32 protein-coding genes and 1 riboswitch are annotated in these 20,978 nt (G+C 41.6%); all 32 genes read right to left on the minus strand.

All coding sequences use genetic code 11. The features are described 5' to 3' along the window. Positions 1–2: 2 nt before the first annotated feature. On the minus strand, positions 3–698 hold the full coding sequence (tenA, locus tag H605_RS0105185) for a thiaminase II (protein ID WP_029053239.1): 696 nt from the start codon (positions 696–698) through the stop codon (positions 3–5). An 89-nt stretch (positions 699–787) separates the two neighbouring features. Continuing rightward, positions 788–890: riboswitch (TPP riboswitch) on the minus strand. Between the two features lie 174 nt (positions 891–1,064). Continuing rightward, positions 1,065–1,502 carry a YheE family protein gene (locus H605_RS0105190; protein WP_232321189.1) on the minus strand — a complete coding sequence of 146 codons (438 nt, stop codon included), beginning with the start codon at positions 1,500–1,502 and terminating at the stop codon, positions 1,065–1,067. Between the two features lie 629 nt (positions 1,503–2,131). Next, positions 2,132–2,956: an urease accessory protein UreD gene (locus H605_RS0105195; RefSeq protein WP_029053241.1), complete on the minus strand. Its 825-nt coding sequence runs from the start codon at positions 2,954–2,956 to the stop codon at positions 2,132–2,134. Then, positions 2,949–3,569 (minus strand): urease accessory protein UreG, encoded by a 621-nt coding sequence (ureG, locus tag H605_RS0105200; protein WP_029053242.1) that lies wholly within the window; start codon positions 3,567–3,569, stop codon positions 2,949–2,951. The genes H605_RS0105195 and ureG overlap by 8 nt, the downstream gene beginning before the upstream one ends. 37 nt (positions 3,570–3,606) lie before the next feature. Then, positions 3,607–4,293: an urease accessory protein UreF gene (locus tag H605_RS0105205; RefSeq protein ID WP_029053243.1), complete on the minus strand. Its 687-nt coding sequence runs from the start codon at positions 4,291–4,293 to the stop codon at positions 3,607–3,609. After that, entirely contained in the window at positions 4,286–4,741 is a 456-nt protein-coding gene (ureE, locus tag H605_RS0105210) for an urease accessory protein UreE (RefSeq protein ID WP_029053244.1), read from the minus strand. The genes H605_RS0105205 and ureE overlap by 8 nt, the downstream gene beginning before the upstream one ends. A 10-nt stretch (positions 4,742–4,751) precedes the next feature. Further along, a complete protein-coding gene (ureC, locus tag H605_RS0105215; RefSeq protein ID WP_029053245.1) occupies positions 4,752–6,470 on the minus strand; it encodes an urease subunit alpha in 1,719 nt (572 codons plus the stop codon). Next, positions 6,467–6,790, minus strand: a complete 324-nt coding sequence (locus H605_RS0105220; protein WP_029053246.1) for an urease subunit beta — start codon at positions 6,788–6,790, stop codon at positions 6,467–6,469. Before H605_RS0105220 ends, ureC begins: the two co-directional genes overlap by 4 nt. A gap of 30 nt (positions 6,791–6,820) precedes the next feature. Continuing rightward, complete coding sequence (locus tag H605_RS0105225) at positions 6,821–7,123, minus strand: urease subunit gamma (protein ID WP_029053247.1); 303 nt, start codon at positions 7,121–7,123, stop codon at positions 6,821–6,823. Between the two features lie 614 nt (positions 7,124–7,737). Further along, the gene (gene rpsI / locus H605_RS0105230; protein ID WP_029053248.1) at positions 7,738–8,130 is read right to left on the minus strand and encodes a 30S ribosomal protein S9; all 393 of its coding nucleotides are present in this window, start codon (positions 8,128–8,130) and stop codon (positions 7,738–7,740) included. Positions 8,131–8,149: 19 nt separating this feature from the next. Further along, positions 8,150–8,587, minus strand: a complete 438-nt coding sequence (gene rplM, locus H605_RS0105235; RefSeq protein WP_029053249.1) for a 50S ribosomal protein L13 — start codon at positions 8,585–8,587, stop codon at positions 8,150–8,152. Positions 8,588–8,761: 174 nt separating this feature from the next. Further along, positions 8,762–9,499, minus strand: a complete 738-nt coding sequence (gene truA / locus H605_RS0105240) for a tRNA pseudouridine(38-40) synthase TruA (protein ID WP_029053250.1) — start codon at positions 9,497–9,499, stop codon at positions 8,762–8,764. 5 nt (positions 9,500–9,504) lie between these two features. Then, entirely contained in the window at positions 9,505–10,302 is a 798-nt protein-coding gene (locus tag H605_RS0105245) for an energy-coupling factor transporter transmembrane component T family protein (protein WP_029053251.1), read from the minus strand. Then, on the minus strand, positions 10,296–11,171 hold the full coding sequence (locus H605_RS0105250; protein WP_029053252.1) for an energy-coupling factor ABC transporter ATP-binding protein: 876 nt from the start codon (positions 11,169–11,171) through the stop codon (positions 10,296–10,298). The genes H605_RS0105245 and H605_RS0105250 overlap by 7 nt, the downstream gene beginning before the upstream one ends. Beyond that, the gene (locus H605_RS0105255; protein WP_029053253.1) at positions 11,147–12,004 is read right to left on the minus strand and encodes an energy-coupling factor ABC transporter ATP-binding protein; all 858 of its coding nucleotides are present in this window, start codon (positions 12,002–12,004) and stop codon (positions 11,147–11,149) included. Before H605_RS0105255 ends, H605_RS0105250 begins: the two co-directional genes overlap by 25 nt. Before the next feature lie 276 nt (positions 12,005–12,280). Continuing rightward, positions 12,281–12,661: a 50S ribosomal protein L17 gene (rplQ, locus tag H605_RS0105260; protein WP_029053254.1), complete on the minus strand. Its 381-nt coding sequence runs from the start codon at positions 12,659–12,661 to the stop codon at positions 12,281–12,283. A 30-nt stretch (positions 12,662–12,691) separates the two neighbouring features. Further along, complete coding sequence (locus tag H605_RS0105265) at positions 12,692–13,636, minus strand: DNA-directed RNA polymerase subunit alpha (protein ID WP_029053255.1); 945 nt, start codon at positions 13,634–13,636, stop codon at positions 12,692–12,694. Positions 13,637–13,759: 123 nt separating this feature from the next. Continuing rightward, entirely contained in the window at positions 13,760–14,149 is a 390-nt protein-coding gene (gene rpsK, locus H605_RS0105270; RefSeq protein ID WP_009499031.1) for a 30S ribosomal protein S11, read from the minus strand. Between the two features lie 26 nt (positions 14,150–14,175). Further along, positions 14,176–14,541 carry a 30S ribosomal protein S13 gene (gene rpsM / locus H605_RS0105275; RefSeq protein ID WP_029053256.1) on the minus strand — a complete coding sequence of 122 codons (366 nt, stop codon included), beginning with the start codon at positions 14,539–14,541 and terminating at the stop codon, positions 14,176–14,178. Between the two features lie 24 nt (positions 14,542–14,565). Further along, positions 14,566–14,679, minus strand: coding sequence for a 50S ribosomal protein L36 (gene rpmJ, locus H605_RS18580; RefSeq protein ID WP_076758849.1), 114 nt, complete (start codon positions 14,677–14,679; stop codon positions 14,566–14,568). A gap of 39 nt (positions 14,680–14,718) precedes the next feature. Next, entirely contained in the window at positions 14,719–14,937 is a 219-nt protein-coding gene (infA, locus tag H605_RS0105280) for a translation initiation factor IF-1 (RefSeq protein ID WP_029053257.1), read from the minus strand. Positions 14,938–15,283: 346 nt separating this feature from the next. Beyond that, positions 15,284–15,937 carry an adenylate kinase gene (locus tag H605_RS0105285; RefSeq protein ID WP_029053258.1) on the minus strand — a complete coding sequence of 218 codons (654 nt, stop codon included), beginning with the start codon at positions 15,935–15,937 and terminating at the stop codon, positions 15,284–15,286. A 46-nt stretch (positions 15,938–15,983) separates the two neighbouring features. Then, positions 15,984–17,276: a preprotein translocase subunit SecY gene (gene secY / locus H605_RS0105290; RefSeq protein ID WP_029053259.1), complete on the minus strand. Its 1,293-nt coding sequence runs from the start codon at positions 17,274–17,276 to the stop codon at positions 15,984–15,986. Then, positions 17,276–17,716, minus strand: a complete 441-nt coding sequence (gene rplO, locus H605_RS0105295) for a 50S ribosomal protein L15 (protein ID WP_029053260.1) — start codon at positions 17,714–17,716, stop codon at positions 17,276–17,278. Before rplO ends, secY begins: the two co-directional genes overlap by 1 nt. Before the next feature lie 32 nt (positions 17,717–17,748). Further along, on the minus strand, positions 17,749–17,931 hold the full coding sequence (rpmD, locus tag H605_RS0105300) for a 50S ribosomal protein L30 (protein ID WP_029053261.1): 183 nt from the start codon (positions 17,929–17,931) through the stop codon (positions 17,749–17,751). A gap of 13 nt (positions 17,932–17,944) precedes the next feature. Continuing rightward, positions 17,945–18,445, minus strand: coding sequence for a 30S ribosomal protein S5 (rpsE, locus tag H605_RS0105305; RefSeq protein ID WP_029053262.1), 501 nt, complete (start codon positions 18,443–18,445; stop codon positions 17,945–17,947). Between the two features lie 22 nt (positions 18,446–18,467). Then, on the minus strand, positions 18,468–18,830 hold the full coding sequence (gene rplR / locus H605_RS0105310) for a 50S ribosomal protein L18 (RefSeq protein WP_029053263.1): 363 nt from the start codon (positions 18,828–18,830) through the stop codon (positions 18,468–18,470). 33 nt (positions 18,831–18,863) lie between these two features. Then, the gene (gene rplF / locus H605_RS0105315) at positions 18,864–19,403 is read right to left on the minus strand and encodes a 50S ribosomal protein L6 (RefSeq protein ID WP_029053264.1); all 540 of its coding nucleotides are present in this window, start codon (positions 19,401–19,403) and stop codon (positions 18,864–18,866) included. Between the two features lie 30 nt (positions 19,404–19,433). Next, a complete protein-coding gene (gene rpsH, locus H605_RS0105320; protein ID WP_029053265.1) occupies positions 19,434–19,832 on the minus strand; it encodes a 30S ribosomal protein S8 in 399 nt (132 codons plus the stop codon). 30 nt (positions 19,833–19,862) lie between these two features. Continuing rightward, the gene (locus H605_RS0105325) at positions 19,863–20,048 is read right to left on the minus strand and encodes a type Z 30S ribosomal protein S14 (RefSeq protein WP_008298870.1); all 186 of its coding nucleotides are present in this window, start codon (positions 20,046–20,048) and stop codon (positions 19,863–19,865) included. 20 nt (positions 20,049–20,068) lie between these two features. Then, positions 20,069–20,608, minus strand: a complete 540-nt coding sequence (rplE, locus tag H605_RS0105330; protein ID WP_029053266.1) for a 50S ribosomal protein L5 — start codon at positions 20,606–20,608, stop codon at positions 20,069–20,071. A 26-nt stretch (positions 20,609–20,634) separates the two neighbouring features. Next, positions 20,635–20,946, minus strand: a complete 312-nt coding sequence (gene rplX, locus H605_RS0105335) for a 50S ribosomal protein L24 (RefSeq protein WP_029053267.1) — start codon at positions 20,944–20,946, stop codon at positions 20,635–20,637. Between the last annotated feature and the right edge of the window lie 32 nt (positions 20,947–20,978).

Consider the following 20,978-nt stretch of genomic DNA (forward strand, 5'->3'; position numbering starts at 1 on the left):
TATTAAATTTTTATTGTCTGTTCTTCCTTCACACCAGGCCACATTTGTCTCGTATACGCCATGTCCCAGAACATATACTCATAACGAGTCGTATTAAGGAAAATCTCCTCTAACTTCGCTAATTCCGATTCAGGCTTACCTTTTGCTGTTTCATCCATTAAGTCTAAGCACCAAGTAGCCAACTCCCCGAAGTCTTCCGATGAATACATGCGAATCCAGTCACCGTACAACGGATGATCCAACGCACCTGGCAACTCAGAAAGCTCTTTGCCGATCTCCCAGTAGCTCCACGCACACGGCAATAATGCAGCGACTACTTCCGCTAAAGAACCGTTTTGACTAACATGCAACATATAGTGCGTATACGCTAGGACAATTGGTGACGGCTTGGCATTCTCGAGTTCTTCTTCTGTAATGCCAAAGCGAGCTGCATACTTACGATGTAGATCCATTTCAGTGTTTAGTGTACCGTTAAGTAACGCCGCAAATTTCCCCATCATCTCTACATCGGTAGCCTTCATCGTGCCTACAGCAAACACTTTCGCGTAGTCGATTAAATACAAATAGTCTTGCACCATATAAAATCGAAACTTCTCCTCATCCAACGTACCATTTCCAATTTCTTGGACAAATGGATGACTATGATTCTGTCTCCAAATTGGTAATGTCTTTTCTAATAAGCGCTCAGTGAACTTCATGTATACTCTCCCCTTTTACGTAGTAAATGAAAAAACCACTTCTTGACCAGAAGTGGCGGAGAGACATCACAGAGCCAGAAATGAGCTACGTAACATCTGCACCACTTCCTTACGCCGGTATGAACCGGTTCAAGTTAAAGGGTTAAAGCAATATGCTTCTCTCAGCTCCACAGAGCACCCCTAGCGGTAACAACTATTTCATTTGTATATCATTATAGGTATATCTTGTCAGAAAAGTCAAACGAATTGAGGTTATAAACTGCCCAACATACAACACAGTGAATGGCAACAGTCCTCAATTTGATGGCATTTAACCAAATAAGTTTATTGGTTTATTTTTAGTGAGAGTCACGCAGTTTCAAATCTTTATTCTAGATGTTCTTTGAGCTTTTTCTGAACATCTTCTTCTATTTTTTTCACGCGCTCTTCTTTTAGTTTACGTCTTGGTTTAGGATGAAACCATTCGATTTCACCGTTAATAAATGTTCCTTTAAACTCTTCACCCTGGATCTTTAATTTAAATAACTGAAGTGGCCGAGTTTGATTTCTGCTAATCGAACGTTCGATTTCAATATCATCTGCTTCATTTCGAATCCCTTGCTCAGATAACAATTCCAACACTTTGTTCTCTATGGCAATTACTTCTTCTTCACCGACGTCTTGCTTCGGATGTGGATGAAGCCATTGGATTTCACCATCATGATAGTCACCCTTATAATTACGACCTTCTATGATGAGCTTAAACTGAATTCGCTCGTACTGCCTGTCTTCAAAAACTTTTTCCGCTTCAAAGTCGTCTACCACAGGAAACACCTCCAAAAATAGTAACAAGTCTCTTTTTTATAGAATAATTCATCTTACTTCATCCATCACTACTAATTCAAGCTATTTGGCACAAAGTGAGATTTTTCCATCGTTCAAGTTTACTTATAAAGATCCTTTTCAAATATAAATAAAATTTACATATATCTAAGCAATAAGTTGTTGTCAAACCAATCACTGTTCTAAGGCACTTGTTATAAACGCAAAATTCAGTGGAAAAATGATGGTCACGGCCAGATTAAAAGCCGTTCAGTCTATTGCGCCTTTGCTCATTACAAGTCAGCATGCCAAATTCACACTTGGGTAACGGTCTTTTTAAAGCCATTCATAATAAGCACGAATGTTGAGCCTATACACCTAAAACACCTATAATTCCACTTGGATTGACGACTGGTTCCAGCCTATCAAGTGTTATTACTCATATGTTTAATGATACCCTAATTTCTGTGTTTCAATCATTTGAAATGACACTCTAATTATTTTATTGGACTGGTATCTAAGCTGTTCGAACACACTCCAATGCGCGAACTACTAGTCATATAATAATTTATATATAAGCAGCAAAATTAACAGGAAAAGCCCAACAACTCTTTAGAATTGTCGGGCCCTGTCTAGTACTTCCTTAAAAAACTTGGCTTCGTTTGATACCATTCGTCGCTAATCACGTGATGGCACACTGAAATAATTCGTTCTATGACCTGTGTGTAGTTTGCTAATATACGGATGGTGAAGCCAGGAACAGCAAGCTTGGATAATCCAAATGTAAATTCTCCAGCCTCTTGTTGAATTGTTTCATACAATCGATCCAATAAAGCATCGCTTGTCTTTTCTCCAACGACAATCAAGGAACCTAAATGTGTGTATCCTTCCATAAAACCTAACTCATTCATATGCTGAGACGCTGGATGAAGTTTAATATGATCAAAGGCAACAAGCTGATTTTCCATATAAATCTCCGTTTTCAAACGGAGCATATCGTAGCTGAACTTTTCTCCTTCCGGCGACCAGCCGGGAGTCAGTATATCGGAATATAGCAATGTTGCGCCTTTTTCCATGTATATACTGTTTTTTTGATAACAACTGGCATCTTTGTATGCGATAAGTGCATCCGGCAAGTACTCTAGATAACTGTCTTTTTTCATATGAAAGATCGTCTCTTGGTACACTGGCTTGGTGGGCGTTCTATATACTTTCGTCGACGACTGGGTCGTCAACGTCAGCATCGCTCGTTCACCAAGCGTAACTTTCATTTGATACCGATCTCCATCTAAATAGCCACCGCCAGGATTTAATAAATAGTAGCATGGATAACTATTCTTATTGAAATAGACAGGGCGCATCACTTTAAATGCACCCTGGAAGTAGACACTTTTTGCCACGGAGCGTCCTAAGCGGTTTTCCATGACAAGGTCAAGAACGCCTGTCCATTCAGACATCTTGTCCTAGTCCTTTTAACAAAGCATGTTTCCTGACCCACTCTACTACTTCATCTAGCCCTTGATCGTCTTTCAAATTAGTGAAAAAGAAAGGCTTATTTCCTCGGAATACTTTTGTGTCAGACTCCATGACTTCAAGACTTGCCCCGACATATGGCGCCAAATCTGTTTTGTTTATAATAAACAAATCAGATTTAATCATTCCTTGTCCGCCTTTGCGCGGGATTTTTTCACCCTGCGCTACGTCAATTATATAAATGGAAAAGTCTACGAGTTCCGGACTGAATGTAGCCGCTAGATTATCGCCGCCACTCTCTACAAAAATCAACTCTACGTCGGGATGCTTTTCCTGCAATTCATTAATCGCCGCAAAGTTCATCGATGCATCTTCTCGAATTGCTGTATGTGGACAGCCTCCTGTTTCCACCCCGACAATGCGGTCTTCTGGAAGAATACCGTTCGCAACTAAAAACTTGGCATCTTCTTTCGTGTATATATCATTTGTAATGACTGCCATACTTACTTCGCCCTCTAAAGCGCGTGTAATCTTTTCGACCAGCATAGTTTTTCCTGCACCAACTGGTCCGCCAACACCTATTTTAATTGCTCCCATTCTAAGCACATCCTTATTCTCAATTTCATTGTGTTCGTTACGAACTAAAAATACGTATCCCAACACGTTCGTGTTGCATTTGTGAAAGCTCGAGTCCTGGCGATACGACTCCAAACTCTTCTTGATCTAATTCCATAATTTTGTCTGTTGTTTGCTGAAGTTGTTGTTGAAACGTATAAATAATCTTCTGTCCCGCAGTCTGTCCAAGCGGGATGGCCCGCACGGCATTTTGTACGAGACTAACAACCGTCGAATATAAATAATATAAAATCGTTGTAGTCTTTTCTACTTGAAGGTGATGTCCGATCATTGTAAAAACAATAGCTGGATGTCCGAAAGCTTGTTTGTCACGAATTTTCTGCGCGTAGATAGATAACACTGGTATTTTGTAAATGGATTCGGCAATGTCTAACATTCTGTCACCCATACGTTGTGTTCCATCACGTGATTCACGGGCAAGATTCTGTACAGTCAATATGCGATCCAATTCCCAAATCTTATTAAGATCATCCACATCAAGTGCATCATAAACGAGTCTTACGGCCAAGCCATCTGCATAAGCAAGCTGTTCATGCAGATAGACATTCAACCACTCAGAAAACGTATTGGCATCGGTGACCTTGTCGTTTTGGATATACGTTTCCAGTCCAAATGACTGGCTAAAAGAGCCGATCGGAAAACTTGAATCGCATAGCTGTAACAAGGACAATGCGTTATTAGTCATGGCTATGTCCGATATGACGGAAAGCCTTCGCAACTTTTCGTTCTTCTCGCTTGAATGGAATACCCATTTCTTGTAGCAATTCCTCGACTAAATAATCATACTGAACGAGCATATCCTCATCCTCAAACTGCGCAGGTAAATGACGATTTCCGAGCTGATGAGCAATCGTTCCCATTTCAAGCATCGTCCGCGGGCTAATAATAATTAAATCATCAGAAAGTACGTCAATCAAAATAACATTCTTATCATCCATAAAAAGAATGTCTCCCGCTTCCAAATCACGGGGTTTTTTTAATCGAATTCCAATTTCACGCCCGTGATCGGTTTCTACACGTTGAATTCTTTTCATTAAATGTGCACTTTCTAAGTACACTTTCTCTTTATGAAGGCTGTCATACTTACTTGGATCTAAATCTCTAACGTTCATTAAGACTTCTTCTACAATCATTTTCTTCACCTCAGAATAAGAAATAGCGTTGACCCATAGGTACTACGTCAATCGGATCACATGTTATAAGTTTTCCGTCAATTTTCACTTCATACGTTTGTGGATCTACATCAATATGGGGTGTAGCTGTATTTAATTTCATATCTTTTTTCGTGAGACTGCGTATATTACGAACAGGCAGTACCACTTTTTCAAGTCCAAGCTTCTCTTTTATTCCTTGATCATATGCAATTTGGGAAACAAACGTAATAGAACTTTGCGACAATGCCTTACCGAGTGTTGCATACATCGGACGATAAATCATGGGTTGTGGCGTTGGGATCGTCGCATTAGCATCTCCCATTAAGCTAAAGACTGCCATTCCATTCTTCAATATCATTTCCGGTTTAACGCCAAAGAATTTTGGATCCCATAGGACAAGGTCAGCCATTTTCCCGACTTCAATTGAACCGATATACTCGGATACGCCATGAGCGATAGCAGGATTAATCGTATATTTAGCAACATAGCGCTTTACCCGATTATTATCCGAATACTCACTATCGCCCTCCATAACTCCAAGCTGGTTTTTCATTTTGTGGGCTACTTGCCATGTGCGAAGTGCAACTTCTCCGATACGGCCCATCGCCTGAGAATCGGAGCTTGTCATACTAAAGACACCTAGGTCTTGTAAAATATCTTCCGCTGCAATCGTTTCATTGCGAATACGTGAATCTGCAAATGCGATATCTTCTGGCACGGAAGGATTTAAGTTATGCGCTACCATCACCATATCCAAATGCTCATCAATCGTATTAATTGTATACGGCAATGTCGGATTGGTAGAAGCCGGCAACACGTTCATCATGCCTGCAGATTTAATCAAATCCGGAGCATGTCCGCCTCCTGCACCCTCTGTATGGTACATATGGATACCGCGACCATCAATGGCTTTGATCGTATCTTCAAAAAATCCGGATTCGTTTAATGTATCCGCGTGAAGTGCGACTTGCACGTCATATTCATCAGCAATGCGTAATGCATGATCGAGAACAGACGGTGTTGCGCCCCAATCTTCATGAACTTTCAAACCAATCGCACCGGCAATTATTTGTTCAGCTAATGGGCCTCCTGCTGCTGCATGCCCTTTCCCTGTTAAACCGATATTGATCGGTTGTCCATCCAAAGCCTTCAGCATGGAATGAAGATGCCAAGCACCTGGTGTGGCAGTCGTAGCTCTAGAACCATCTCCCGGTCCAGCTCCACCACCGATTAGTGTTGTCGTTCCCGCAGTAAGTGCGACATCTACTTGTGCCGGATTAATAAAGTGCACGTGCGTATCAATTGCACCGGCAGTAATGATTTTACCTTCACCCGAAATAACTTCAGTGGACGTTCCAATAATAATATCCACTTTGTCTTGCACAAGCGGATTACCTGCTTTGCCGATACCCGAAATTTTGCCGTCTCGAATTGCTAGATCCGCTTTATATATTCCTGTATAGTCCAGCACGACAACATTTGTAATGACTGTATCAGGTACGCGTTCATCTTCTTCGCGCGTTATGTACGGGTGTTGGCCCATTCCATCGCGAATGACTTTCCCGCCACCGAACACAACTTCTTCTCCATATTTTGTGTAGTCTTTTTCGATTTGGATAAATAAATCTGTATCTGCTAGTCGGACAGAGTCTCCGGTTGTCGGTCCGTACATTTGAGCATATTGCTCTCTATCCATTTTAAAACTCATTTTGTATTCCCGCCTCCCAATGCTCCGTCTACTTTATTGTGAAAACCGTACACTTCTCTTTCTCCAGCATAGTCAATTAGCTGTACTTCTTTTTCATCGCCCGGCTCAAAACGAACAGCAGCGCCTGCAGGAATATTTAAACGTTTACCATACGTCACATCCCGATCAAACTTTAACGCAAGATTCACTTCATAAAAATGATAATGGGAACCAATTTGGATGGGTCTGTCCCCATGATTAATAACTTGTACATGTATATTTTCTGCACCTTCATTACAAATGATTGGTTCATCTTTTAAAATATATTCGCCTGGTATCATCGTTACGTCTCCCTTCTTTTCATAAACAATCTATCTTATCGGGTTATGCACTGTGACTAACTTCGTCCCATCAGGGAATGTTGCTTCTACTTGAATGTCATCAATCATTTCAGGAATCCCATCCATTACATCTTCACGAGTTAAAATCGTCGCACCATAAGCCATAAGTTCCGCAACTGTTTTCCCATCTCTGGCACCTTCCATCACCTCATATGTAATAAGAGCCATTGCTTCAGGGTGATTCAATTTAAGTCCTCGTTCCCTCCGTCTTCTGGCAACGTCTGCAGCAACAACGATCATTAACTTATCAATTTCACGCGGTAGTAATCGCATTGTTCAACCTCCTAAAATAAATAATATATTGCAGTAATACAATTCTCCAATTAAAAATGTAATATTCTATAAAGCATAAAAATTATATTAACTTTTTATCCTCTTTTGATTGCTTTACATATTTTGATTCATTCATATAATTCCATTGATAAAGCGTGTGTGTATAGAGAGGTTCAACTTGTCACAGTTTACCCAAATGCAAGTTAACATAAACGTTGTCCACATAACACTTCGTCGACAAATAAACTATTGTTAGCGGTCAAAATAGTTTTTCGGTCAAGTTGTCTCTAAATTCGAATCATATCATTAGGTAACGAGTTGTTTAATAAATGGTCTAGTCGCAGTTGATTCGTTAAAGACTCATAATATCAGGGGGTGATCCGTGAGCCTCTCAACTAGCTAAAACAACTGGGAATGAAGGGTGGTTTACTTTCTTTTTAGAAAGTGAATTGGAGTTACTGCTACTAATTTATTGTACAGTTTCTCGGCGAAGATTCAAGTGTTCCCGCTTACATAAGGAGCTGGCGAGATATCTACTTCGAAAAGTACTACTCAAGCTAAACACAAAAAAACCCTCCTCATTAAATAATGAGAAGAACTTTTGAAAAAACAAATTAACGTTTTGAGAACTGTGGTGCACGACGAGCGCCGCGAAGACCGTATTTTTTACGTTCCTTCATACGTGGATCACGTGTTAGGAATCCTGCTGATTTAAGTGCTGCACGGAAATCAGGATCTACAGTAAGCAATGCACGAGCAACGCCGTGACGGATTGCGCCTGCTTGACCTGTGTAACCTCCACCGTGAACGTTAACGTGGATATCGTAGCTTCCAAGTGTTTCCGTTGTAACTAGTGGTTGTTTAATGATTTCACGAAGTGTTTCGAATGGTACGTAGTCTTCTACGTCACGATTATTGACGACAATTTTGCCTTCGCCAGGAATTAGACGTACACGAGCTACTGAACTTTTACGACGGCCAGTGCCGATATATTGTACTTGTGCCAAGTGGGTTTCCTCCTCTTAATTAACCGCGAAGCTCGAAAGCTTCTGGTTTTTGTGCTGCATGCTGATGTTCTGGACCAGCAAATACGTGTAATTTCTTGATTGTTTGACGACCTAGAGGACCGTTTGGAAGCATTCCTTTAATCGCAAGTTCAAGCATTTTTACAGGGTAGTTCGTACGCATTTCAAGAGCAGTACGTGACTTGATGCTACCTGTGTAACCAGAGTGACGGTAGTACATTTTATCTTTCAACTTGTTACCAGTCAATTGGATTTTTTCAGCGTTGATGATGATGACGTGATCGCCTGTATCAACATGTGGTGTAAACGTTGGTTTATGTTTACCGCGTAAAAGAGTTGCAACTTCTGAAGCAAGACGACCAAGCGTTTGTCCTTCAGCGTCGACAACTAGCCATTTACGTTCGACTTCGTGACCTTTAGCCATGAATGTTGTGCGCATATTGTATTTCCTCCTAAAATATCAAATCTGTTCCCTTGTTTTCTCTATCCCTAAACACAAATAAACTTCCGGGGCTTGTTTGTGGGGTTATTGAAATACCATTTATCATGTTATCCTTTATTGCCAATAAAGTCAAGCGTTTTTATGTATACGCCAGGATTAGTTGCCATGACTTCAATAAGTGACTTCTAGCAAGTACAAACCGTGTGCCGCCGCAGTTTTCCCTGCTCTTTGGCGATCTTTTGCCTCGAGTATTTTTTGGATATCTTCGGGCTCGTCCCAACCAATGCCAACTGCCAGCAAAGCACCGGCAATCGTACGAACCATATTGTAAAGAAATCCATCTCCTTCCACTTCAAGAATTAGTTCGTCCTGATGCCGTTCAAGTGTAAGTTTCCGGATCGTACGGACTTTATTCGAGGTAGCGGTCTTCGCCGAACAGAAGCTTGTAAAATCATGTGTGCCGATTAAATAGACAGCACCTGCATTCATTCGTTCTACATCTGGATTCCACCTACCTAAATGAACAGCAAAATTACGCTCGAATGGACTTTGCAATTCTCCATAGGACCATTTATATCGATACGTTTTACCTTTTGCACCGTAACGGGCGTGGAAATCTTTAGACACCTGTTCAATCGCAGTTATACGTACGTCCTTAGGTAGCAGCACATTCAATGCCATCAGCCAGCGATCACCTAAATCTAGAGGTGTGTCAAAATGGATGACCTGACCTAACGCATGGACACCAGCATCGGTTCGTCCGCTTGCTACCGCGTGTGATGTCGGGTCTTTATGCAATTTAACAAGCGCCTTATCTATCTCCGCTTGAACTGTCCGCATGGTTGGCTGGGACTGATATCCAGCAAAATGCGTCCCGTCATACGAAACAGTCGCTTTCATTCGTTTCAATTTATTCACTTCCTCACCCACAGCAATACACCTACCAATAGCACAAATGTGATCAGAACAGCAGTATCCCTCATGTGCCAAGACAACTGACGGAACCTTGTGCGACCTTCTCCACCACGGTAGCCACGCACTTCCATAGCGATCGCTAAATCTTCTGCACGCTTAAATGCACTGACAAATAGTGGTACAAGCAATGGAATGACTGCCTGCACCCGCTCTTTGATGGAACCGGTACTTAAATCAGATCCTCTTGCTAGTTGTGCTTTTAAAATTTTATCCGTTTCATCCATTAAAGTTGGAATAAAACGAAGAGATATCGACATCATCAATGCCAACTCATGTACTGGCAATTTCAGCTTTTTAAAAGGATTGAGCAACGTTTCCAATCCATCCGTAATTGAGATTGGTGAAGTTGTTAATGTCAATACTGTCGTAATCAAAACGAGAACTAAAAATCGGATGGATATAAATATACCCATTCGCAAACCCTCTTCATAAATTTTGATAAACTTCCATTCAAATATAACGGGTCCTTCACGTGTAAAGAAGATATGTAATAGAAGAGTAAAAATGATCAAAAAGATGACCGGTTTTAACCCGTTGATCAAAAAATATGGTCTAATTCGAGCGAGTGCAATGGCAAACGCTGTGAAGCCAAGCAAAATGGCATAAGACACAACGTTATTGGCCAAGAACACCGCTACTACAAACAGAAAGACAAAGAGCAACTTGGAACGGGGGTCCATACGATGCACAATGGATGTACCTGGAATAAAACGGCCAATAATCATTTTTTCTAACATGGCCGCTCCCCTTTTCTCGCAATAGCTTTTGCTAACTCTTGTGCCAATGTATCTTCCGTAAGTGCAATGCGATCAAAACGCTGTCCACTCATCTTTTCGATCTGACGCTGAAAACGCACGGAACGCGGGACGCTGAGTCGAAATGAATGAAGCTGATCTTCCAAACTATATATTTCTTCAGGCGTCCCTTCCATCACAGCCGTCCCCTCATGCATCACAAGGATTCGATCACTGTAGCGTGCCGCATCTTCCATACTATGTGTCACAAGGATCGTCGTTAGACTCTCTGTCTTATGCAAATGATGAAATAACTCCATAATCTCTTTACGCCCTTTAGGATCCAAGCCCGCTGTAGGCTCGTCAAGGACTAAGACAGATGGCTTGAATGCTAGGACACCCGCAATCGCAACACGCCGCATTTGACCTCCTGACAGCTCAAAAGGAGACTTCTGCAGCACATCATCCGGCAAACCTAAAAGCTTCACTAATTCATGTGCTCGAGCTCTTGCTTCCTCTTTCGGCACACCAAAATTTATAGGTCCGAACATGATATCTTTTTCAACTGTTTCTTCAAATAACTGGTGTTCAGGAAACTGAAAGACAATCCCTACGTGGTTTCGAACTTCCTTCATCTTCTTACCTTTAGTCTGGGCAGTAATCATCGTGTCACCTATTTGGACAATACCTTCAGACGGCTTTAGCAACCCATTCAAATGAAGCAATAAAGTCGATTTCCCTGAACCCGTATGACCAATGATTGATGTATAAGAGCCTGAAGGGATCGTAGCTGTCACGTCCTGCAAAGCACGTTTCTCAAACGGTGAATCTTTAGCGTATAAGTATCCTACTTGCTGAAGTGAAATGTCCACAATTCATTCACCAACTCTTCTTCTGTCATATGATTACCTTGCAACTCTACGCCAGTGGCTCTTAATAACTCAGAAACACGTAAAGCAAATGGCAGATCAAGTCCTACTTTTTCAAGTTCAGTACCTTGTTGGAAAATTTCCTGCGGTGTACCTACCATCAATACTTGTCCTTCATTCATTACCAAAATACGATCTGCCAATAATACTTCCTCTAAATCATGTGTAATGGATAACACAGTCAAGTTAATTTCAGATCGTAACTTCTTGACGATCTCGATTACTTCTTCACGTCCTTGGGGATCCAGCATAGAAGTGGCTTCATCCAAAATAAGTAGCTCAGGATGCATAGCTAACGCACCTGCAATCGCTACACGCTGCTTCTGACCACCTGAGAGATGATGTGGCTCGTGATTAATGTAATCCTTCATCTTCACCTGTTCCAAAGCCTCTTGAACACGTTTTACCATCATGTCGTATGGTACGCCGTTGTTTTCTAATGCAAAGGCTACATCATCTTGCACAGTAGATCCGACAAACTGATTATCCGGGTTTTGAAAGACAATGCCCATACGCGAACGTGTTTCCCAAAGATTCTCTTCTGATAGTCGTTCCGAGAAGAGATGTACTTCACCTGATGAAGGAAACATCAAACCAATCAACAGCTTTGCTAGCGTCGACTTACCAGAACCGTTATGCCCTACAACTGCCAGCCATTCTCCTTCATACAAAGTGAAAGACGCATTATTCAATGCCTTAGTTGACATAGGCGAAGATTCTTCTTCCTCCATATCGTAAGAAAACTCCACATGGTGCATCGACGCTATTTCCTTCATTTAGATTCCTCCTCTTAGGTGATGTTATGGATCAATATAAACTCTATGTAATCAATTATTCTTATGTATAAAAAAAAAGCGCGTACCTCATCTAAGGAATGCGCCTTTGAAAACGAAAATGCCGGGTGCTCATGCCGACATCTCAGATGAGGTACGTAGAGCTAGACCAGTCGATTACTCGCGGATCATAACACTCAGCTTTTATGTCGTATAAATCTCGTAGTTGTAATAAGAGGGTGTGCTGTGCGTGACAGACACACCCTCGAAGTGTTGGAATTACACCAGTTCGATAATAACTACTGGTGCGCCATCGCCACGGCGAGGTCCCATTTTCATTATACGTGTATAACCGCCTTGGCGATCTGCATAACGTGGTGCTACTGTATCAAAAAGTTTTTGAAGTGCAAACACTGTTGCTTCTTCGCCTTCTCCGTTTTCAACAGTTACCTTTTCACGACGGATATATTCAGCCGCTTGACGACGTGCATGAAGATCTCCACGTTTTCCAAGAGTGATCATCTTTTCAACTACTTTACGTAATTCTTTCGCACGTGTTTCAGTTGTTTGGATGCGCTCATGAATGATAAGATCTGTCGTTAAGTCGCGAAGCATTGCTTTACGTTGTGAACTTGTGCGTCCAAGTTTTCTGTATCCCATTTGAAGTTACCCTCCTTCAATATATGTCAGTTATTCTTCAGAGCGTAACTCAAGGTTTAGCTCATCCAATTTAGCTTTCACTTCTTCAAGTGATTTACGGCCTAAGTTTCGCACTTTCATCATTTCGTCTTCAGACTTGTTAGCAAGCTCTAAAACCGTATTGATGCCTGCACGCTTCAAGCAGTTATAAGATCGGACAGAAAGATCAAGTTCTTCAATTGTCATTTCCAAAACTTTTTCTTTTTGGTCTTCTTCTTTTTCTACCATGATTTCTGCAGTTTGTGCTTCGTCAGTCATACCAACGAATATATTCAAATGCTCTGTAAGAATTTTAGCTCCAAGTGATACTGCCTCTTTAGGACCAATGCTTCCATCTGTCCATACATCGAGTGTCAACTTATCAAAGTTGGTACTTTGTCCGACGCGAGTGTTTTCAACTTGGAAGTTAACGCGTGATACAGGAGTGTAAATCGAGTCGATTGGAATTACACCAATCGCTAGATCCTCACGTTTGTTTTGATCGGAAGGAACATATCCTCGTCCACGTACAGCATACATACGCATACGTAAATGTCCATTTTTACCGAGAGTAGCAATCGGGAGATCTGGATTTAATACTTCAACATCACTATCATGTGTGATGTCTGCAGCCGTCACGACGCCTTCACCTTTCACATCGATCTCAATAACTTTCTCATCGTCTGAGTAAATTTTGAGAGCTAGTTTCTTCACATTCAAAATAACTGTAGATACGTCTTCGACGACACCTTCAATTGTAGCGAATTCATGAAGTACACCATCGATTTGAATAGATGTCACAGCAGCTCCTGGTAATGAAGACAAGAGAATGCGGCGCAAGGAATTCCCTAGGGTGTTTCCATATCCACGCTCTAATGGTTCGATAATAAACTTACCGAACTGTGAATCTTCACCGATCGTTACTGTTTCAATCTTTGGTTTCTCAATCTCGATCATTAATTTACCCTCCTCAAAACGTCTCTATAATGGTTTAACCTTATTGAATTCACTGATAATAGATAGTCTATTTTAACAGTATTAACAAAAAATGTCTTTCTTAATCCAATAGATTCAAACCGATTATACGCGACGACGTTTTGGCGGGCGACAACCATTATGCGGAACCGGAGTTACGTCTCTGATTGCAGTAACTTCAAGACCAGCAGCTTGTAGTGAACGGATAGCCGCTTCACGACCAGCACCTGGGCCTTTAACTGTTACTTCCAATGATTTTAAACCGTGTTCCATTGCTGTTTTCGCTGCAGTTTCAGCAGCCATTTGTGCAGCAAATGGAGTGGATTTACGGGAACCTCTAAAGCCAAGTGCACCAGCGCTAGACCATGAAAGTGCATTACCGTGGCTATCCGTGATAGTTACGATAGTGTTATTGAACGTTGAACGGATATGTGCAATACCAGTCTCAATATTCTTTTTTACACGACGTTTACGAGTTTGTTGTTTACGTGCCATGTTGGAAAGAACCCTCCTTTACCTAATTATTTTTTCTTGTTAGCCATTGTGCGTTTAGGACCCTTACGCGTACGTGCATTGTTTTTCGTGTTTTGTCCACGAACAGGCAATCCACGACGGTGACGGATACCACGGTTACTACCGATTTCCATCAAACGCTTGATGTTTAGAGAAGTTTCACGACGAAGATCTCCTTCTACTTTCAAGCCGTCAATTTGTTCACGAATCTTATCAAGCTCAGCGTCAGTTAAATCACGAACGCGAGTTTCTTGAGAAATATCAGCTGCAGTTAAAATTGATTGTGCAGTTGTTTTACCAATACCGAATATATATGTCAATGAAATGACAACGCGCTTATCGCGCGGAACGTCTACACCAGCAATACGTGCCATATAAGTTGTGCACCTCCTTGTGTTTTAGCCTTGTCTTTGTTTGTGCTTTGGATTTTCACAGATTACCATTACTCGGCCGCGTCTACGAATAACTTTACATTTTTCGCAGATCGGTTTTACAGATGGTCTTACTTTCATCTTACCCAACCTCCTTCAGTATTTCGGGAGTGCAAAAGTTTATTTGAAACGGTATGTGATACGACCACGTGTTAAATCGTAAGGTGAAAGTTCTAATGTCACCTTGTCGCCTGGCAGAATACGAATAAAGTGCATACGAATTTTACCTGACACGTGTGCAAGCACAGTATGTCCGTTTTCTAACTCCACTTTAAACATCGCATTCGGCAACGTTTCAAGAACAGTTCCTTCTACCTCAATTACGTCGTCCTTCGCCATCAATCCTGTCTCCCTTCTATATCCCAATAAAGGCTTTCACCATCGAGCGGCATCAGTTGCCTTCAAAAGGCTTCCTTCAACATATGTCCAGTTAGCATGAGTGATGTTCGAAAGACGTCTGCCACATTTCGCTGTTTCGCATAAATCACGAATGAGATCCTTTATTGCCCTCGTTGCAGTGCCAATTATATATTATACTGCCATTGGCAATAGAATGCATGTCGGAACTACCAAGGAATTAATGATAAACTCTCATTGATCTTATAACAGGAACCTAATGCTTTTGCAGTTCGATTTCATCCATTACCTTCCGAACAATGAAGAAGATGTGCCCGAAAAGGATTGATTACTTTTTACCTTGTTGCAAAACTGCATCTAAGTCCTTGAATACAAGATTAATATCCTGTTGGCCATTAATTTTAGTCAGTACACCTTTTTCGCCATAAAAGTCGAGTAAAGGAGCTGTCTGATTCATATTTACTTCCAGACGATTCATGACAGTATCCGGATTGTCATCTGCACGTTGGTAAAGTTCTCCGCCATCTTTATCACACACATCTTCTACCTTTGGCGGGTTAAAGATCAAGTGATACGATGTGCCACATACTTTACAAATTCGACGGCCAGATAACCTTGCCACTAATTCTTCCGTATCGACTTCGATATCCAATACGTACTCAATGCTTTTTCCTAAATCCTCAAGTAAAGCATCTAGTGCTTCAGCTTGTGGGACCGTTCTAGGGAAACCATCAAGCAAGAATCCTTTGTCACAATCCGGTTTGCTTAAACGTTCACGCACGATACCAATGGTAACTTCATCAGGAACTAATGCTCCTTGATCCATGAACGATTTTGCTTTAACTCCAAGTTCCGTGCCATCTTTGATGGCAGCACGGAACATATCGCCTGTAGAAATATGAGGGATTCCGTATTTCTCGACAATTTTGTCTGCTTGTGTGCCTTTACCAGCACCAGGCAGACCCATTAATACGATATTCATACGTCCTTGCCCTCCATTTGTTTACAATAGGTCAGGCTATTGCTTTTTATTTCATAAAGCCTCTGTAATGTCTCTTCACTAATTGTGATTCTAATTGCTTCATTGATTCAAGGGCAACCCCTACTACGATGAGCAAGCTCGTTCCGCCAATTTGAGCGGATTGAGGCAAATTCGCCAAGTTAATGAAGAAGATCGGCATAACCGCTACGACAGCAAGGAAAATCGAGCCGACGAACGTCAGTCTATACAGAGTACTTGTTAAGTACTTTTGAGTGTTTGCTCCTGGACGAATTCCTGGAATGTATGCACCTTGTTTTTTCAGATTGTCTGCCATATTTTCTGGATTCACTTGAATGAATGCATAGAAATACGTAAACGCGATAATAAGTGTTACATACAAAATCATACCAATCGGATTCGTATAATCGAAGATCCGAATAATAGTTTTAGTTACACTGTTCTCACCGAAAAATGGAGCGATTTGTTGTGGCGTTATAAAGAATGCCACCGCAAAGATTACCGGGATAACTCCTGCAGCATTTAATTTCAAAGGTAAGTGTGTTTGTTGACTTGCAACAGACTGATTGCGTCCTGAGACACGTTTCGCATATTGAATTGGAATTTTCCTCAATGCTTCTTGGAAGTAAATAACCCCGACCACTATGGCTACGATCACGATCAGCAGTAAGACCATCGTTGCAATTCTAATAAATAGTGCATCTCCAGCGTCTTGAATTTGCGTTACATACAACTGGTTAACTGCATTTGGAATGCCGGCAACAATCCCTGCAAAGATAATGATGGAAATACCATTTCCAACACCTTTTGCAGTAATTTGTTCACCAAGCCATAGAAGGAAAGCAGTACCGGCAGTCAACACAATCGCAATTGTGATATACGTAGATACGCTATTGTCTTGAATCAGTGTACCGCCAAATGTTTGGTTGAAACCAAACGACATGGCAAGTGCTTGAATAAAGGCTAGAACGATCGTGAAATATCTTGTGAATTGTGCAAGTTTACGTCTTCCGACGTCACCTTGTTTTGACCACTCAGTAAACTTTGGAACAACATCCATCTGCAAGAGTTGTACAATGATGGATGCCGTGATATACGGCATAATCCCCATTGCAAAGATCGAGAAGTTGGATAGTGCTCCCCCACCAAATGTGTTCAAGAATCCGATAAACTGGTTATCTGATTGTTGTAAAGCAGTTGCATCAACGTTTGGAACCGGAACAAATGTCCCTAGTCTAAAAACGATGAGCACTAGGAGGGTGAAAATTATTTTAGACCGGATCTCCTTCACACGCATGAAATTAGAGATTGTCTGAAACATTATACCACCTCTGTTTGCCCGCCTGCTTTTTCAATTGCTTCTTTTGCAGAAGCGGAGAATTTGTTAGCACGTACTGTGATCTTCTTATCAAGTGTTCCGTTACCCAGAATCTTGATACCAGATTTAGCGTTGCTTACAACACCAGTTTCAATTAACAATTCCGGCGTTACTTCCGTGCCTTCTTCGAAACGATTTAATGTGTCGAGGTTAACGATGGCATAATCTTTACGATTGATGTTCGTGAACCCGCGCTTAGGAAGTCGTTGGAAAAGAGGAATTTGTCCACCTTCGAAACCAAGACGTACACCGCCGCCTGAACGAGCGTTTTGGCCGTCATGACCTCTACCAGAAGTCTTACCTGTTCCAGATCCAATCCCACGACCAACACGTTTGCGGTTTTTGCGAGATCCCTCAGCTGGTTTTAGCTCATGTAATTTCATCTTATCGGCACCTCCTTATTGTAAAATAGTACTTAAATTTCTTTAACGGTTACCAAGTGGCTAACTTTTGTAATCATACCACGGATGGCATCGTTGCTTTGATGCTCAACTGTTTGATTTAACTTTCGAAGGCCTAGTGCTTCAATTGTTTTACGCTGTGTTGGCTTTGAACCAATAACACTTTTCGTAAGGGTGACTTCAAGTTTGTTCGTCATTGTATTTCCCCCCTTAACCTAACAGTTCTTCTACGGATTTACCACGCAATTTGGCAATGTCTTCTGCGCGTTTCAAATTCTGCAACCCTTCGATTGTTGCACGTACCATGTTGATCGGTGTGCTTGATCCAAGAGATTTAGAAAGTATATCCGTGACGCCTGCAAGTTCAAGTACCGCACGGACAGGTCCACCTGCGATAACACCAGTACCCGGAGCAGCTGGTTTGATGAGGATTTGTCCTGCACCAAAGCGTCCGATTACTTCATGTGGAGTTGTACCTTTGACCATTGGCACTACAATCAAGTTTTTCTTCGCATCTTCAATTGCTTTACGGATTGCATCTGGAACTTCTTGTGCTTTACCAGTACCAAAACCGACACGACCGTTTTTATCTCCGACTACGACAAGTGCAGTGAAGCGGAAACGACGTCCACCTTTTACAACTTTCGCAACGCGGTTGATCGTTACTACGCGTTCTTCAAACTCACTTTTGTTCTGATCATTACGACGCATGAAATATGTCCCTCCCTCTTAATTAAAATTCCAGACCATTTTCGCGTGCAGCGTCAGCTAATGCTTTTACACGGCCGTGGAAAAGATATCCGCCGCGGTCGAATACAACCGCTTTAACGTCTTTTTCAACAGCTTTCTTTGCAATAAGCTCGCCGACTTTAGCTGCAGATTCAGTGTTACCTGTAGATCCAGCCTCAACATCGTTATCTCTTGTAGAAGCGCTAACGATTGTTACGCCATTCAAATCATCAATCAATTGTGCATAGATGTGTTTGTTTGAACGGTAAACGTTTAGACGTGGACGCTCTGCAGTTCCGCTGATTTTCGTACGCACACGTGCGTGACGCTTTTTACGGACAGCGTTTTTATCTTGTTTCGTGATCATCGGAGTCACTCCTTCCAAATACCTCAAGCGGTATTATTTACCTGTTTTACCTTCTTTACGACGAACGATTTCGCCTTCATAACGAATACCTTTGCCTTTATACGGCTCTGGCGGACGTACTTGACGGATGTTAGAAGCAAGAGCACCTACGTGTTCTTTGTTGTATCCGCGAACGATTATTTTCGTGTTCGCTGGAACTTCAACTTCTACACCTTCTTCTGGTGTGAACTCTACTGGGTGTGAGTAACCTACGTTCAATACAAGTTTCTTCCCTTGCATAGAAGCACGATATCCAACCCCAACCAATTCAAGTGTGCGTTCAAATCCTGTAGATACTCCCACTACCATGTTGTTAAGAACAGAGCGTGTAGTACCGTGAATTGAACGGTGAGCTTTTGATTCAGAAGGACGAGTAAATGTAATTACATTGCCTTCTTGAGTGATCGTAATTTCTTTATCTAATTGTCTCGAAAGTTCACCTTTCGGACCTTTAACAGTAGCGAAGTTTGCATCTGAAATTGTTACAGTAACACTTTCAGGAACTTCGATCTGACGATTACCAATACGGGACATTCTATTGCACCTCCATTCAATTGTAGCTAATTACCAAACGTAAGCGACGACTTCTCCGCCGACTTGTTTAGCGCGGGCTTCTTTGTCTGTTAATACACCGTTTGATGTAGAAACTAGTGCAACACCTAAGCCGTTAAGTACTTTAGGTACTTCGTTTGATTTAGCATATACACGAAGTCCTGGTTTAGAAATACGTTTTAAGCCATTGATAACGCGTTCGTTATCCTGACCGTATTTTAGGAAAATGCGGATGATGCCTTGTTTGTTATCTTCCACGTATTCCACATCACGAACGAAACCTTCTCGTTTTAAGATCTCGGCGATTTCTTTCTTTACGTTTGAAGCAGGTACCTCAAGCTTCTCGTGGCGAACCATGTTCGCATTACGGATGCGTGTAAGCATATCTGCAATCGGATCACTCATTGTCATTTGAATTAACCTCCTTCCCTAATTAGGGGTTTACCAGCTGGCTTTTTTAACGCCAGGAAGTTGTCCCTTGTATGCAAGTTCGCGGAAACAAATACGGCAAAGTTTAAATTTGCGATATACTGAATGTGGACGACCACAACGTTCGCAGCGTGTATATTCTTGTACTTTGTACTTTGGCGTACGTTTCTGTTTAGCGATCATAGATTTCTTAGCCACGTTTTCGCCTCCCTATTATTTTACTTTTGGAATGGCATGCCACACTGTGCAAGCAACTCACGTGCTTCTTCATCAGTGTTAGCTGTCGTCACGATGACGATATCCATCCCTCGTACTTTTGATACTTTATCGAAGTCAATTTCAGGGAAAATAAGTTGCTCTTTCACACCAAGAGTATAGTTACCGCGACCGTCAAACGCTTTTTTAGAAACGCCACGGAAGTCACGTACACGTGGTAATGAGATTGAAACTAATTTATCGAGAAACTCATACATGCGCTCACCGCGAAGCGTTACTTTTGCTCCGATCGGCATACCTTCACGTAAACGGAATCCTGCGATAGATTTTTTCGCTTTAGTAATGACTGGTTTTTGACCTGAAATAGTTGCAAGATCCTCTACAGCTGCATCAAGTGCTTTTGTATTTTGGACAGCATCACCAACACCCATGTTGATAACGATTTTGTCTACTTTAGGAACCTGCATAACAGATGTATATTCAAACTTGCTCATTAGAGCAGGTGTGATTTCTTTAGAAAACTTCTCTTTCAAACGACTCATCAGTCGGACCTCCCTTCATGCAATACTTACTTATCCAGTGATTCACCGGATTTTTTTGCAATACGTACTTTTTTACCGTCTTCCATTTTATAACCTACACGAGTCGGCTCGCCTGTTTTAGGATCGATTACCATCACGTTTGAGACATGAATTGTAGACTCTTGGCTTACAATTCCGCCCTGTGGATTTTCTTGGTTCGGCTTTGTGTGTTTTTTGACGATATTAATACCTTCAACAAGCACACGGTCTTTTTTCGGATAAGCAGTTAGGATCACACCTGTTTTGCCTTTATCTTTCCCAGAGATCACCATTACTTTGTCGCCTTTTTTAACGTGCATTTATCGCACCTCCTTGACTGGCTCTGTCATTA

Source organism: Sporosarcina ureae DSM 2281 (assembly GCF_000425545.1).
GTDB classification, from domain to species: domain Bacteria; phylum Bacillota; class Bacilli; order Bacillales_A; family Planococcaceae; genus Sporosarcina; species Sporosarcina ureae.

What these genes read in the sequence shown, in the direction of transcription:
- H605_RS0105265 (WP_029053255.1), bottom strand. Translation starts at nt 13,636, where the DNA reads ATGATCGAGATTGAGAAACCAAAGATTGAAACAGTAACGATCGGTGAA.
- rplF (WP_029053264.1), bottom strand. Translation starts at nt 19,403, where the DNA reads ATGTCCCGTATTGGTAATCGTCAGATCGAAGTTCCTGAAAGTGTTACT.
- infA (WP_029053257.1), bottom strand. Translation starts at nt 14,937, where the DNA reads ATGGCGAAGGACGACGTAATTGAGGTAGAAGGAACTGTTCTTGAAACG.
- rplR (WP_029053263.1), bottom strand. Translation starts at nt 18,830, where the DNA reads ATGATCACGAAACAAGATAAAAACGCTGTCCGTAAAAAGCGTCACGCA.
- H605_RS0105245 (WP_029053251.1), bottom strand. Translation starts at nt 10,302, where the DNA reads ATGTTAGAAAAAATGATTATTGGCCGTTTTATTCCAGGTACATCCATT.
- secY (WP_029053259.1), bottom strand. Translation starts at nt 17,276, where the DNA reads ATGTTTCAGACAATCTCTAATTTCATGCGTGTGAAGGAGATCCGGTCT.
- H605_RS0105220 (WP_029053246.1), bottom strand. Translation starts at nt 6,790, where the DNA reads ATGATACCAGGCGAATATATTTTAAAAGATGAACCAATCATTTGTAAT.
- rpsE (WP_029053262.1), bottom strand. Translation starts at nt 18,445, where the DNA reads ATGCGTCGTAATGATCAGAACAAAAGTGAGTTTGAAGAACGCGTAGTA.
- H605_RS0105255 (WP_029053253.1), bottom strand. Translation starts at nt 12,004, where the DNA reads ATGAAGGAAATAGCGTCGATGCACCATGTGGAGTTTTCTTACGATATG.
- ureE (WP_029053244.1), bottom strand. Translation starts at nt 4,741, where the DNA reads ATGATTGTAGAAGAAGTCTTAATGAACGTTAGAGATTTAGATCCAAGT.
- H605_RS0105285 (WP_029053258.1), bottom strand. Translation starts at nt 15,937, where the DNA reads ATGAATATCGTATTAATGGGTCTGCCTGGTGCTGGTAAAGGCACACAA.
- rplO (WP_029053260.1), bottom strand. Translation starts at nt 17,716, where the DNA reads ATGAAATTACATGAGCTAAAACCAGCTGAGGGATCTCGCAAAAACCGC.
- rpmD (WP_029053261.1), bottom strand. Translation starts at nt 17,931, where the DNA reads ATGACGAACAAACTTGAAGTCACCCTTACGAAAAGTGTTATTGGTTCA.
- rpsM (WP_029053256.1), bottom strand. Translation starts at nt 14,541, where the DNA reads ATGGCACGTATTGCTGGTGTAGACGTTCCGCGCGATAAGCGCGTTGTC.
- rpsH (WP_029053265.1), bottom strand. Translation starts at nt 19,832, where the DNA reads ATGACAATGAGTGATCCGATTGCAGATATGCTTACACGCATCCGTAAT.
- tenA (WP_029053239.1), bottom strand. Translation starts at nt 698, where the DNA reads ATGAAGTTCACTGAGCGCTTATTAGAAAAGACATTACCAATTTGGAGA.
- H605_RS0105205 (WP_029053243.1), bottom strand. Translation starts at nt 4,293, where the DNA reads ATGACTAATAACGCATTGTCCTTGTTACAGCTATGCGATTCAAGTTTT.
- rplX (WP_029053267.1), bottom strand. Translation starts at nt 20,946, where the DNA reads ATGCACGTTAAAAAAGGCGACAAAGTAATGGTGATCTCTGGGAAAGAT.
- ureC (WP_029053245.1), bottom strand. Translation starts at nt 6,470, where the DNA reads ATGAGTTTTAAAATGGATAGAGAGCAATATGCTCAAATGTACGGACCG.
- ureG (WP_029053242.1), bottom strand. Translation starts at nt 3,569, where the DNA reads ATGGGAGCAATTAAAATAGGTGTTGGCGGACCAGTTGGTGCAGGAAAA.
- H605_RS0105195 (WP_029053241.1), bottom strand. Translation starts at nt 2,956, where the DNA reads ATGTCTGAATGGACAGGCGTTCTTGACCTTGTCATGGAAAACCGCTTA.
- rplE (WP_029053266.1), bottom strand. Translation starts at nt 20,608, where the DNA reads ATGAGTCGTTTGAAAGAGAAGTTTTCTAAAGAAATCACACCTGCTCTA.
- rpsK (WP_009499031.1), bottom strand. Translation starts at nt 14,149, where the DNA reads ATGGCACGTAAACAACAAACTCGTAAACGTCGTGTAAAAAAGAATATT.
- H605_RS0105225 (WP_029053247.1), bottom strand. Translation starts at nt 7,123, where the DNA reads ATGCGATTACTACCGCGTGAAATTGATAAGTTAATGATCGTTGTTGCT.
- rpmJ (WP_076758849.1), bottom strand. Translation starts at nt 14,679, where the DNA reads ATGAAAGTAAGACCATCTGTAAAACCGATCTGCGAAAAATGTAAAGTT.
- rplQ (WP_029053254.1), bottom strand. Translation starts at nt 12,661, where the DNA reads ATGGGATACAGAAAACTTGGACGCACAAGTTCACAACGTAAAGCAATG.
- rplM (WP_029053249.1), bottom strand. Translation starts at nt 8,587, where the DNA reads ATGCGCACAACATTCATGGCTAAAGGTCACGAAGTCGAACGTAAATGG.